Here is a 14,724-nt window from a genome sequence, read left to right as displayed (position 1 = left end):
GGTCCGGCGCCCTGCCGGGAAGGCACTCCGGCCGGCGACGAGATCCCGTGCCCTCCCGGCGACGCGAACCGAAAGAGATCTGGAGAGATCGATGAGCTCGTCCCCCAACAAGTACGTCGAGGCGCTGCGCTCGTCCCTGAAGGAGATCGAGCGGCTCCGCCGGCAGAACCAGCGGCTGGTGGAGGCCGCCGAGGAACCCATCGCCGTCGTCGGGATCGGCTGCCGCTACCCCGGCGGGGTCACCTCCCCCGAGGAGCTGTGGGAGCTGGTCACCGAGGGCCGCGACGTCATGGCGGGCTTCCCCGCCGACCGGGGCTGGGACCTGGAGCGCCTCGCCGGGGACGGCCCCGGCCGCAGCCTCGCCCAGGAGGGCGGATTCCTTTACGACATGGCGGACTTCGACCCCGGGTTCTTCGGTATCTCGCCCCGGGAGGCCGTCTCCATGGACCCCCAGCAGCGGCTGCTGCTGGAGGTGGCCTGGGAGGCGCTGGAGCGGGCCGGGATCGACCCGGCCACGCTGCGCGGCAGCCGGGCGGGCGTGTTCGTCGGTACGGCGGGACAGGACTACGGCACGGTCATCAAGGCGTCCGGCGAGGACACCGAGCTGTACGCGATGACCGGGCACGCCGCCAGTGTCATCTCGGGCCGGCTCTCCTACACGCTGGGCGCCGAGGGACCCGCCGTCACCGTCGACACGGCCTGCTCCTCCTCGCTGGTGGCACTGCACTGGGCGGCGCAGGCCCTGCGCAACGGCGAGTGCACCATGGCCCTGGCGGGCGGCGCGTCCGTGATGGCCACACCGGGCCCCTTCGTCTCCTTCACCGCCCAGGGCGGGATGGCCGCCGACGGCCGGTGCAAGTCCTTCTCGGGCGACGCCGACGGCACCGGCTGGGGCGAGGGCGCCGCGGTCCTCGTACTGGAGCGGCTCTCCGACGCCCGGCGGGCCGGCCACCCGGTCCTGGCCGTGCTGCGCGGCAGCGCGATCAACCAGGACGGCGCGTCCAACGGGCTGTCCGCGCCCCACGGCCCCTCCCAGCGGCGGGTCATCCGGGCCGCCCTGGAGAACGCCCGGCTGACGCCCGGCGATGTGGACATCGTCGAGGCGCACGGTACGGGTACGACGCTCGGTGACCCGATCGAGGCACAGGCGCTGCTGGCCACCTACGGTCAGGACCGCGACCCCGGGCGCCCGCTGCGGCTCGGCTCGGTCAAGTCCAACATCGGGCACACCCAGGCGGCCTCGGGCGCCGCCGGCGTGATCAAGATGATCATGGCGATGCGGCACGGGCTGATGCCGCGCACCCTGCACGCGGCCGAACCGTCCGGCGATGTGGACTGGACGGCGGGCTCGGTGGAACTGCTGAGCGAGCCCATCGCATGGCCCCGGACGGACCGGGCCCGGCGCGCCGCCGTCTCCTCCTTCGGTGTCAGCGGAACCAACGCGCATGTGATCCTGGAAGAGGCGCCGGAGGAGACGCCGGAGGAGACGCCGGTGGACGCGCCGGTGGAGACGCCGGTGGAGGCGCCCGTACCGGAGCGGCTGTCCGCCGGGGACGAAGCGGGGAGCGCCGTCGCGGAGGGCTCCGTGGCGCCGGGCGTCGTTCCCTGGGCCATCGCGGGCCGCACCGCCGCGGCCCTGGAGGCCCAGCGCGCACGGCTGTTGTCCTTCGTCGAGCGCTCTCCCGGGATACGGCCCGTGGACGTGGGCTACTCCCTGGCCGCCGGACGCACGGTGTTCGAGCACCGTGCGGTGCTGTTCGCGACCGGTACCGACGACGCGGGCTCCGGAAGCGCCCGCGCCATCGAGGTCACCGAGGCGGCCGGAGGCGTCGCCGACGAGGGCCCGCTCGCCGTGCTGTTCTCCGGCCAGGGCTCCCAGCGGCTCGGTATGGGCCGTGAACTGCACGCCCGTTTCCCGGTGTTCGCCGAGGCCTTCGACACCGTGGCCGCCGAACTCGACACCCACTTCGGCGCGGACCCCGACCGCCCCGCGCTGCGCGAGATCGTCTGGGGATCCGACGCCGGGCGGCTCGACGAGACCCGCTGGACCCAGCCCGCCCTCTTCGCGATCGAGGTGGCGCTGTTCCGCCTCGTCACCTCTCTCGGCATCACCCCGGACTATGTCGGCGGCCACTCCATCGGCGAGATCGCCGCCGCCCACGCGGCGGACGTCCTCACCCTGGAGGACGCCTGCCGACTGGTGGCCGCGCGCGCCTCACTGATGCGGGCCCTGCCGCCCGGCGGCGCCATGGTCGCCGTACGGGCCACCGAGGACGAGATCACCCCGCTGCTCACCGGCCAGGTGTCGATCGCGGCCGTCAACGGACCGCGGTCCGTGGTGATCGCGGGTGACGAAGACGCCGTACTGGAGATCGCCGCGCGTCTGGAGGCAGAGGGCCGCCGGACGAAGCGGCTGCGCGTCTCGCACGCCTTCCACTCACCGCTGATGCGGCCGATGCTGGCGGACTTCCGTGCCGTGGCGGAGAGTCTGACGTACCGGGAGCCCCGGATCCCGGTCGTCTCGAATCTGACCGGCGGGATCGCCGATGTGGCCGAGCTGTGCTCGGCCGACTACTGGGTCCGGCATGTCAGGGAGACCGTACGGTTCGCCGACGGCGTCCGCACCCTCACCGGACGGGGCGTCACCACCCTGCTGGAACTGGGGCCCGACGGTGTGCTCTCCGCCATGGCCCAGGACTCGCTGCCGGACGGGGCGGTGATCCTGCCGCTGCTGCGCGAGGACCGTCCCGAGGAAGTGGCCGTGGTCACCGCGCTCGCCCAGGCGCATGTCCGCGGTGCCACCGTACGGTGGGCCGGGCTGTACGACGGTTCCGGTGCCCGGCGCGTGGAGCTGCCGACCTATCCGTTCCAGAAGCAGCGCTACTGGCCCTCCGGCAGCCGTGACGGGGCGGGGGACATCCGCGCCGCCGGGCTCGGCCCGGCCGGACACCCGCTGCTGGGCGCGGCCGTCGAACTGGCCGACGGCGAAGGCGTCCTGTTCACCAGCAGGCTGTCGGTGCGGTCGCATCCCTGGCTCGCCGACCACGGGGTGCGGGGCCGCGTCCTGCTGCCCGGGACCGCCTTTGTCGAGCTGGCCGTCCGGGCCGGTGACGAGGTCGACTGCGACCGTGTCGAGGAACTCACCCTCGCCGCGCCGCTGGCACTGCCCGAGCAGGGCGCCGTACGGCTCCAGGTCCGGGTCGGCGCCGCCGACGCGGCGGGGCGCCGCCCGCTGGGCATCTACTCACGTGCCGAGGACGCGTCCGGCCTTCCCTGGTCACAGCATGCCACCGGTTTTGTCGCACCCGGCGACAGCGCCGGCGCCGGCGTCGGCGTCGGCGTCGGGGCGGGGGACACGGGCGCGGGCGCCGGGTCCGGGGCCGCGGGCGCCGGCTTCGACGCCACCGTATGGCCCCCGGCCGACGCCGAACCCGTCGATCTCGACGGCTGCTACGAGCGGCTCGCCGGGCTCGGCTTCGACTACGGTCCGGTGTTCCAGGGGCTGCGGGCCGTCTGGCGGCGCGGCGAGGAGGTGTACGCCGAGGTCGCCCTCCCGGACGGTTCCGGAACCGGCGCGGGCACCGGAACCGGCGCGGGCACTGGCACCGGAACCGGCGCGGGATCCGCCGACGGAACGGGCTCCGGAACCGGCTCCGGAACCGACGCGAGCGCCTTCGGTCTGCACCCGGCGCTGCTCGACGCCGCCCAGCACGCGGCGGCCTACACCGACCTCGGCGCCATCAGCCGGGGCGGACTGCCCTTCGCCTGGGAAGGCGTGTCGCTGACCGCCTCCGGCGCCTCGGCGGTCCGCGCCCGGATCGCTCCCGCCGGTGAGGACACGGTCTCCATCGCCGTGTACGACATGGCGGGCGGCCCGGTCCTCACCGTCGACTCGCTGGTCTCGCGCCCGGTGCCCGCCGAGCGGCCCGACGACAGCGGCTCCGTGCACCCGGACTCCCTGTTCCGTGTGGAGTGGACCGAGCTCAAGGGCGCGGCCGGGACCAAGGCCGGGACCAAGGCTCAAACCACGGCCGGGGCCCGCGCGGTGGCCGTGGCCGTGGTGGGGACGGACACCTTCGGAGTGACGGCCGCGCTGCGCGCCGCCGGTACCTCCGTCGCCGTCCACCCCGACCTGGTATCGCTCGCGGCGGCGGACGGCACCCCGGTGCCCGACGTGGTGCTGCTCGCCGTGGGCGGTGAGCGGGACGGCGCGGTCGTGGAGGCGACGCACACCCTCGGCGCCCAGGTCCTCGCACACGTACAGCGGTGGCTGGCGGAGGACCGGTTCGCCGACGCCCGTCTGGTGTTCGTGACGCGCGGCGCGCTGGACGGCGACGACCTCGCCGCCGCCTCGGCCCACGGCCTCGTACGGACGGCACGCACCGAGAACCCGGGACGCTTCGGCCTCCTGGACCTGGACCCCGGCACGGCCTCACTCCCCCCGGAGGCCGTGCCGGCCACCATCGACGAGCCGGACCTCGCGGTACGCGGCGGCCGACTGCTCGCCGCCCGGCTGACACGCGTGCCCGTGCCCGTACCCGTTCCTGGGCCCGCTTCCGTTCCCGTTCCTGTTCCCGTTCCCGTCGCCGGGACCGAGGAGCCGACCGCGTGGCACGCCGACGGTACGGTGCTGATCACCGGCGGCACGGGCGGGCTGGGCGGCGTACTCGCCCGGCACCTGGTGACCCGACGAGGCGTACGGTATCTGCTGTTGGCGAGTCGACGGGGTGCCGAGGCGCCCGGCGCGGCGGAGCTGGCCGGTGAACTCACCTCGCACGGCGCCGAGGTCACCGTCGCGGCCTGTGACATCGCCGACCGGTCCGCGCTGTCCGAGCTGTTGGCGTCGGTGCCGGCCGAGCACCCGCTGACCGCAGTCATCCACACCGCGGGCGTGGTCGACGACGGCGTGATCGGTTCGCTCACACCGGAGCGGCTGAGCGGGGTGCTCCGGCCCAAGGTCGACGCCGCCTGGCATCTGCACGAGCTGACCCGCGAGCTGGACCTCGCCGCCTTCGTGCTGTTCTCCTCCGTCGCCGCCACCCTCGGCAGCCCGGGACAGGCCAACTACGCGGCGGGCAACGCCTTCCTCGACGCACTGGCCGAGCACCGGCGGACAGCGGGTCTGCCCGGACTCGCCCTCGCCTGGGGCCCGTGGACGCGGAGCGTCGGTATGACCGGAGCGCTCACGGAGATCGACGTCGAGCGCATCGCGCGCTCCGGTATGCCTCCGCTCTCCGTCGGCCAGGGGACGGCGCTGTTCGACGCAGCCCTCGCCACCGGAGCGGCCACGGTGGCGCCCGTACGGCTCGATCTGCCGGTGCTGCGGTCCCAGGGCGGCATCCCGCCGCTGCTGCGCGGTCTGATCCGAGCACGAGCCCGGCGCGCCGCCGCCCAGGCCTCCGGCACCGCCGGGGGCCTCGCCCAGCGACTCGCAGGACTGAACGGCGCCGAGCGCCGCGAGATCCTGCTCGACCTCGTACGCGGCCAGGTCGCCCGGGTACTGGGCCACGCCGACGCGGCCGAGGTCGAGGCCGGCCGTCAGTTCCAGGACCTCGGCTTCGACTCGCTGACGGCGGTGGAACTGCGCAACGGCCTCAACACCGAGACCGGGCTGCGGCTCCCCGCCACCATGGTCTTCGACTATCCCACCCCGAACGCGCTCGCCGACCATATGCGCGACGAACTCCTCGGCGAGACGGCCGACTCCACGGCCGGCGCACCGGCGGTGCCGGACCGGGCCCTGCCCCCCGTGGCCGACGACCCCATCGCGATCGTCGGTATGGCCTGCCGCTACCCGGGCGGAGTGGCCTCGCCGGAGGATCTGTGGCGGCTCATCCTGGAGGGCGGGGACGCCATCTCCGGATTCCCCGTCAACCGGGGCTGGGACATCGACGGACTCTACGACGCGGATCCCGACCGCCCCGGCAGGACCCATGTCCGCGACGGCGGATTCCTGCACACGGCTGGGGAGTTCGACCCCGGCTTCTTCGGAATGTCACCGCGTGAGGCGATGGCGACGGACTCGCAGCAGCGGCTGCTGCTGGAGACCTCCTGGGAGGCGATCGAGCGCGCCGGGATCGATCCGCACTCACTGCGCGACAGCCGGACCGGTGTCTTCGCCGGTGTGATGTACAACGACTACGGTCCCATGCTCACGGGTGAGGAGTACGAGGCCTTCCGTGGCAACGGCAGCGCTCCGAGCGTGGCCTCCGGCCGGGTCTCCTACACCCTCGGTCTCGAAGGCCCGGCCGTCACGGTGGACACGGCCTGCTCCTCCTCCCTGGTCGGGATGCACCTCGCCGCGCAGGCGCTGCGCGGCGGTGAATGCTCGCTGGCGCTGGCCGGCGGTGTGACGGTCATGTCCACCCCCAGCACCTTTGTGGAGTTCTCCCGCCAACGAGGTCTCGCCCCCGACGGGCGGTCCAAGGCGTTCTCGGACTCGGCCGACGGTGTCGGCTGGTCGGAGGGCGTGGGTGTCCTCGTGCTGGAGCGGTTGTCGGACGCACGGCGCAACGGGCACCAGGTGCTCGCACTGCTGCGTGGGTCGGCGGTGAATCAGGATGGCGCGTCGAACGGTCTGACGGCGCCGAATGGTCCGTCGCAGCAGCGGGTGATCCGTCAGGCGTTGGCGAGTGGTGGGTTGTCGGCGGGTGATGTGGATGTGGTGGAGGCGCACGGTACGGGTACGACACTCGGCGATCCGATCGAGGCGCAGGCGTTGCTGGCGACGTATGGGCGTGAGCGTGATCCGGAGCGTCCGCTGCTGCTGGGTTCGGTGAAGTCCAACATCGGTCATACGCAGGCCGCTGCCGGTGTGGCGGGCGTCATCAAGATGGTGATGGCGATGCGGCACGGGGTTCTTCCTCGGACGTTGCATGTGACCGAACCGTCGTCCCACGTGGACTGGTCGGCGGGTGCGGTGGAGCTGCTCACCGAGCAGACCGCGTGGCCCGAGACAGGGCGTGTACGGCGCGCGGGCGTGTCGTCGTTCGGTATCAGCGGTACGAACGCGCACATCATCCTGGAACAGCCGCCCACGGTCATCCAGGGAACGGTGCTCGACAGCGCGGAGGCGGAAGGGCCGGGTGTGGTGCCGTGGGTGCTCTCCGGCAGGACGCCCGAGGCGTTGCGGGACCAGGCGGGCCGACTGCTGTCATCGATCGAGACCAGGCCCGAACTGCGGCCCGTGGATGTCGGGTTTTCGCTGGCCACGGGGCGTTCGGTGTTCGACCACCGCGCGGTGGTCCTGGCAGGCGAGTCCGCCGACCCCGTACGCGCGCTGGCCGCGCTGGCGGCCGGTGAACCGGACACTTCGGCGGTCTCGGGCCCGGCCGTCGGCGGAAAGCGCGCGTTCCTCTTCTCGGGGCAGGGTTCGCAGCGGTTGGGTATGGGGCGGGAGTTGTACGGGCGGTTCCCGGTGTTCGCGGAGGCGTTCGACTCCGTACTGGCTCTGCTGGATGCCGAGTTGCGTGGCGAGCTGGGCGGTCGTTCGCTGCGGGAGGTGATGTGGGGTGGGGATGCCGAGGCGCTGAATGCGACCGGCTGTGCGCAGCCGGCGTTGTTCGCGATCGAGGTGGCGTTGTTCCGGTTGGTGGAGTCGTGGGGTGTGCGGCCTGATTTTGTGGCGGGGCATTCGATCGGTGAGGTCGCGGCGGCTCATGTGGCGGGGGTGTTCTCGTTGGAGGATGCCTGTCGTCTGGTGGTGGCGCGTGGGTCGTTGATGCAGGCGCTGTCGGCGGGTGGTGCGATGGTCGCGGTGCGGGCGACGGAGGACGAGGTCGCTCCTTTCCTCTCGGGGGATGTCTCGGTCGCCGCCGTCAACGGTCCGTCCTCGGTGGTGATCTCCGGCGCGGAGGAAGCCGTGGCGGATGTCGTGGCCCGGCTGAAGGAGCGGGGTCGTAAGACGAGTCGGTTGCGGGTTTCGCATGCGTTCCATTCGCCGTTGATGGATCCGATGCTGGATGGGTTCCGTGCGGTGGTGGAGGGGTTGTCGTTCGCGGAGCCGTCGGTGCCGGTGGTGTCGAATCTGACCGGTGGTCTCGCGTCGGCGGATGAGTTGTGTTCGCCGGAGTACTGGGTGCGGCATGTGCGTGAGGCGGTTCGTTTCGCGGATGCTGTGCGGACGCTGGGTGAGCGGGGTGTGCGTACGTTCGTGGAGCTGGGTCCGGACGGTGTGCTGGCGGCGATGGCTCAGGAGTTGGTGCCGGAGGGTGCCGTGACCGTACCGGTCCTCCGCAAGGACCGGCCGGAAGAGATCTCGGCGGTCACGGCACTCGCTCATCTGCATGTGGGGGGCGCCCTCGTGGAGTGGCCGGCGTTCTTCGCCGGGGCCGATGCCCGGTCGGTGGATCTTCCGACGTACGCCTTCCAGCACGGATGGTTCTGGCCGGCGCCCTCGTCGGCCGGCCCACGTGATGTACAGGCCGCCGGTCTGGGCTCGGCGGGGCATCCTCTGCTGGGTGCGGCGGTCGAACTGGCCGAGGGCGAAGGGGTGTTGTTCACCGCCAGGCTTTCGGTGCAGTCGCATTCCTGGCTTGCCGATCATGTGGTGATGGGCCGGGTTCTGCTGCCGGGAACCGCCCTGTTGGAGCTGGCCTTCCGGGCGGGTGACGAGGTCGGCTGCGACCGGGTCGAGGAGTTGACGCTCGCGTCTGCGCTTGTGCTGCCCGAGCAGGGTGCGGTCCAGGTGCAGGTACGGGTCGGTGTCGCCGATGACAGCGGTCGTCGTCCGGTCGCCGTGCACTCCCGTCCTGACACGCGTCCTGACACGGCCGAGGAGCGGCCGTGGACACAGCACGCGACCGGTGTGCTGTCCGCTGGAGCTCAGCAGCCGGTCACCGGATTCGACGCCGCGCAGTGGCCCCCGGCGAACGCCGAGAAGCTGGATGCGGAGAGGTGCTACGAGCGGTTCGAGGAGCTCGGCTTCACATATGGCCCGGTGTTCCAGGGCCTTCGGGCCGCCTGGCGGCGTGACGGGGAGATCTTCGCCGAGGTGAGCCTGCCCGAGGGCACCGACGCGGATGCCTTCGGTCTGCACCCGGCGCTGCTCGACTCGGCTCTGCACGCCTCTCTTCTCGCCGGTGTCGGCGAGGACGGCTCCGGCGGCGGTCTGCCGTTCTCGTGGGAGGGTGTGTCGCTGCACGCCACGGGCGCCAGGGCACTGCGCGTACGGATCGCCCCGGTCGAGGGCAGGGACGCGGTGTCGATCGCGGTCGCCGACACTGCGGGCGCGCCCGTCGCCTCGGTCGACTCGCTGCTCGTACGGGCCGTGTCGAGCGAGCAGTTGGGCGGCGCCGACGGCGTCGCCGGAGTGGCTCGGGACGCGCTGTTCGCGCTGGAGTGGGTACCCGTACCTGCCGTCTCCGTCTCCGGTGTCTCCACGTCCGGGGCGGACAGGGTCGCGCTGGTCGGACCGGATGCCCTCGCGCTGGCCGAGGAGCTGGCCGGTACGGGTGTCGAGGTCGAGGCCCATGCCGATCTGGCGTCGCTGGCGACGGGGGAGGCCCCGGTACCGGACACCGTACTGGTCGGCGTCCATGACACGAATGGCGTCGGGGGCGGTGCTGGGGTCGGTGCCGGGACCAGGACCGGGGCCGCGACCGCGGAGTCGGCGCACGTGCTGACCGCCGCTGCCCTGGCCCTGGTGCAGGAGTGGCTGGCCGATGAGCGGTTCGCCGGCTCCCGGCTGGTGTTCGTGACACGCGGCGCGGTGGCGGCCGGGGACGAGGAGGTTACCGATGTGGCCGCCGCCTCGGTCTGGGGTCTGGTGCGCTCGGCCCAGACGGAGAATCCGGGCTGCTTCGGCCTGCTGGATCTCAGCTCCGGGAGCGACGGCCTCGCCCAGCTCACAGCCCAGTTCACGGCTTGGCTCACGGCCCGGCTCACGCGGTCCGCCGACGCGGATGAGCCGCAGCTCGCCGTCCGTGACGGAGCGCTTCTGGCCGGGCGGCTCGCGCGGCTGGAGCCGGACATGGCCTTTGTCGCACCCGGGGGTGTGCCCTGGCGGCTGGACAGCCGGGTGAAGGGAAGTCTGGACGGTCTGACGACGGCACCGTTTCCTGAGGCACTGGAGCCGCTGACGGGATGCGAGGTGCGGATCGAGGTCCGGGCGGCCGGGGTGAACTTCCGCGACGTCCTCAAGGCGCTGGACATGTATCCCGGCGACGCCGGGCGTATGGGCCGTGAGGCCTCGGGCGTGGTGGTCGAGGTCGGGCCGGAGGTGACCGGACTGTGGCCGGGCGACCGGGTCACGGGCCTGGTGTCCGGCGGTTTCGGCTCGCTGGTGGTGAGCGACGCGCGGCTGCTCACTCCACTGCCCGAGGAGTGGTCGTGGGAGACGGCGGCTTCGGTGCCGTTGGTGTTTCTGACGGCGTATCACGCGTTGGTGGAGTTGGCGGGTGTGGGTCGTGGTGAGCGGGTGCTGGTGCATGCGGGTGCGGGTGGTGTGGGTATGGCGGCGGTTCAGATCGCGCGTCATCTGGGTGCGGAGGTCTTCGCGACGGCGAGTGAGGGCAAGTGGGAGACCCTGCGTGCGTTGGGTGTGGCGGACGACCATATCGCTTCGTCGCGGACGACGGATTTCGAGGCGGCGTTCGCCCGGGTCACCGGTGGTGAGGGGGTTGATGTCGTACTGAACTCCCTGGCGGGTGAGTTCGTCGACGCGTCTTTGCGGTTGCTGGGTCCGGGTGGCCGGTTCCTGGAGATGGGCAAGACCGATGTCCGTGACACCGCCGGTCTCCCCGAGGGGGTGGACTATCAGGCGTTCGACCTCGGCTGGGTGGACCCGGAGGACATCCAGCGCATGCTGACTTCCCTCATGGAACTGTTCGGCCAAGGCGTGTTGGAGCCGTTGCCGGTTCGTTCGTGGGATGTGCGTCGGGCGCGGGACGCGTTTCGGTTTATGAGTCTGGCCCGGCATGTGGGCAAGATCGTGCTGACGATGCCGCGTGCGTGGGATCCCGAGGGCACGGTGCTGGTCACGGGTGGCACGGGTGGTTTGGGTGGTGTGCTGGCCCGTCATCTGGTCGGTGTGCGTGGTGTGCGGCATCTGCTGCTGACCAGTCGTCGCGGTCTGGAGGCTCCCGGCGCTGTCGAGCTGGCGGCCGAGCTGACGGTTCAGGGTGCGCATGTGTCGGTGGTCGCGTGTGATGTGGCGGACCGGGACGCGCTGGCTGGGCTGTTGGAGTCGGTGCCTGCCGAGCATCTGCTGACCGCCGTGGTGCATACGGCGGGTGTCCTGGACGACGGAGTCATCGGATCACTCACGCCCGAGCGACTCGACGCCGTACTGCGTCCCAAGATCGACGCGGCCTGGCATCTGCATGAGCTGACCCGCGATCTCGATCTCGCCGAATTCGTGGTGTTCTCCTCGGTGGCCGGTACGTTCGGTGGCCCGGGGCAGGCCAACTACGCGGCGGGCAACGCCTTCCTCGACGCCCTGACCGCCCATCGGCGGGCCCAGGACTTGCCGGGCCTGTCGCTCGCCTGGGGTCCCTGGGGCCAGGGCGCGGGCATGACCAGCGGGCTCGACGAGCGTGATGTCCGCAGGGCCGCCGAGTCGGGTATGCCGCTGATCTCGGTGGAGCAGGGCCTCGCCCTGTTCGACGCGGCGCTCGCGACCGGCGAAGCCGCCGTCGTACCCGTACGCCTCGATCTGCCCGTTCTGCGGGCCAGGGTTCCCGTCCCCGCGCTGCTGCGCGGACTGGTCCGTACGGCTTCCCGGCGGGCCCTGGCCGCCGGAGCCGGAACGGGCCCGGACACGGACGCCGGTCTGGCCGAGCGTCTGGTCCGGCTGGAGCGCGCGGAACGGTACGGGACACTGCTCCAACTGGTACGCGACCACGCGGCCATGGTGCTGGGCCACACGAGCGGCGACGGTGTCGATCCGGCGCGCGCCTTCCGCGATCTGGGTTTCGACTCCCTCACCGCTGTCGAGCTGCGCAACCGGCTGAACGCGGCGACCGGGCTGCGGCTGCCCGCCACCATGGTCTTCGACTATCCGACGGTCGAGGTACTGACCGGCCATCTGCTCGAAGAGCTGCTCGGCCCGGACACGGCTGCGGCCGGCGCCGGGCCGGAACTCTCCCTGGCCCCGCTCGATGACGACCCCATCGTGGTCGTGGGCATGAGCTGCCGCTTCCCCGGTGGCATCGGTTCGCCCGAGGACCTGTGGCGCGTGGTCTCCGAGGGCGCCGATGTCGTCTCGGACTTCCCCGTCAACCGGGGCTGGGACGTGGATTCCCTCTATCACCCGGACCCGGACCACACCGGCACGTCGTACACCCGCTCCGGCGGATTCCTGCACGACGCGGGCGAGTTCGACCCCGCGTTCTTCGGTATGTCACCCCGCGAGGCCATGGCCACGGACTCTCAGCAGCGGCTGCTGCTGGAGACCTCGTGGGAGGCCGTCGAGCGGGCCGGGATCGATCCGCACTTGCTGCGCGACAGCCGGACCGGTGTCTTCGCCGGGGTGATGTACAGCGGTTACAACACCACGCTGAACGGGGCGGAGTTCGAAGGCTTCCAGGGGCAGGGCAGCGCGCTGAGCGTCGCCTCGGGCCGGGTCTCGTACACCTTCGGCTTCGAGGGGCCCGCGATGACGGTGGACACGGCGTGCTCGTCGTCACTCGTCGCGATGCATCTCGCGGCCCAGGCGCTGCGGAGCGGTGAATGCTCGCTGGCGCTGGCCGGCGGTGTCACCGTGATGTCGGTCCCCGACACCTTCGTGGAATTCTCCCGGCAGCGGGGCCTCGCCCCCGACGGCCGCTCCAAGCCCTTCTCCGAGTCGGCCGACGGTGTCGGCTGGTCCGAGGGCATCGGCATGCTCCTGCTGGAACGCCTGTCGGACGCCCGCCGTCATGGCCATGAGATCCTCGCCGTCGTCCGGGGGTCCGCGGTCAACCAGGACGGTGCGTCGAACGGTCTGACCGCGCCGAATGGTCCGTCGCAGCAGCGGGTGATCCGTCAGGCGTTGGCGAGTGGTGGGTTGTCGCCCGCCGATGTGGACGCGGTGGAGGCGCATGGCACGGGTACGACGTTGGGTGATCCGATCGAGGCGCAGGCGCTGCTGGCGACGTATGGGCGTGAGCGCGATCCGGAGCGTCCGCTGCTGCTGGGGTCGGTGAAGTCCAACCTCGGGCACACCCAGGCGGCGGCCGGTGCGGCGGGCGTGATCAAGATGATCATGGCCATGCGCCATGGTGTGCTGCCGCCGACGCTCCATGTCACCGAGCCGTCCTCACATGTGGACTGGTCGGCGGGCGCGGTGGAACTGCTCACCGCCCCTGCCGAGTGGCCCGACACCGGTCGCGTACGGCGCGCGGGCGTGTCGTCCTTCGGTATCAGCGGAACGAACGCGCATGTGATTCTTGAGCAGCCGCCGACGGCGGTCCGGGCCACGGACTTCGACTCGTCCGAAGCCCCGTCCGCCGGGGCGGAGTCCACCAGGTCGGAAGAGCCCGGTGCGGTGCCCTGGGTGCTGTCCGGCAAGACGCCCGAGGCGCTGCGCGGCCAGGCGGCCCGGCTGCTCTCGTACATCCAGGCCAGGCCCGGACTGCGGCCGGTGGACATCGGTTTCTCACTCGCCACGGGCCGGTCGAGGTTCGAGCACGGCGCGGTGGTGACGGCCACCGAGCCCACCGGGACGGTGCGCGCGCTGGCAGCACTGGCCGTTGGCGAGCCGGACCCCCTGGCCCTCACGGGCACGGTCACCGGAGGCAGGACAGCGGTGCTGTTCTCCGGGCAGGGTTCGCAGCGGCTCGGTATGGGACGGGAGTTGTACGGGCGGTTCCCGGTGTTCGCGGAGGCGTTGGATTCCGTACTGGCTCTGCTGGACGCCGAGTTGGGCCACCCGCTCCGGGATGTGATCTGGGGTGAGGACGCCGACGCGCTGAATGAGACGGGCGTCACCCAGCCCGCGTTGTTCGCGATCGAGGTGGCTCTCTTCCGGCTGGTGGAGTCGTGGGGTGTCCGGCCTGATTTTGTGGCGGGGCATTCGATCGGTGAGGTCGCGGCGGCTCATGTGGCGGGGGTGTTCTCCCTCGCGGATGCCTGCCGTCTGGTGGTGGCGCGTGGGTCGCTGATGCAGGCGCTGCCGGCCGGTGGCGCGATGGTCGCCGTACAGGCCACCGAGGAAGAGATCGTCCCGCTGCTGTCCGAGCACGCGAGCCAGGTGTCCGTCGCCGCGGTCAACGGTCCCTCCTCGGTGGTGATTTCCGGTGCCGAAGACGTCGTACGGGAGATCGCGGCACGCCTGGAGCGGGAGGGCGGGAAGACGACCCGGCTACGGGTCTCGCACGCCTTCCACTCACCGCTGATGCGGCCGATGCTCGACGAGTTCCGTGCCGTGGCGGAGACGCTGACGTTCCGGGAACCCGGTATCCCCGTGGTCTCGAACCTGACGGGCGGACTCGCTTCCGCCGACGAGCTGTGCACGCCCGACTACTGGGTACGGCATGTCCGCGAGGCGGTCCGCTTCGCCGATGGCGTCCGTACCCTTGCCCAACAAGGCACCACCGTGCTGGTCGAGTTGGGACCCGACGGAGTGCTCTCCGCGCTGGCCGGGGAGTCGGTGCCCGAGGGGACCGTCACAGTGCCGGTGCTCCGTAAGGACCGTCCCGAGGAACTGTCCACCGTCACCGCGCTGGGGCAACTGCATGTGCACGGTGTGTCCGTGGACTGGGCCGGGTACTTCGCCGGGACCGGCGCGTCCCGTGTGGAGCTGCC

Annotated in this window: 1 protein-coding gene (cut by a window edge); it reads left to right on the top strand. The window is 71.8% G+C overall.

Annotated features, from left to right (window positions below; genetic code table 11):
• The first annotated feature begins 91 nt into the window (after positions 1 to 91).
• A protein-coding gene (locus tag ACWGDX_RS14410) for an SDR family NAD(P)-dependent oxidoreductase (protein ID WP_453625479.1) crosses the window boundary here: on the top strand, positions 92 to 14,724 show its start. 19,306 nt of this gene lie beyond the right edge of the window; 14,633 of the gene's 33,939 nt are visible here — the first part of the coding sequence; it begins with the start codon at positions 92 to 94; its stop codon lies beyond the right edge, outside the window.

The organism is Streptomyces sp. NPDC055025 (assembly GCF_053608565.1).
The sequence above is the reverse complement of the archived record's forward strand: the minus strand, read 5'-3'. Positions and strand labels throughout refer to the sequence as shown.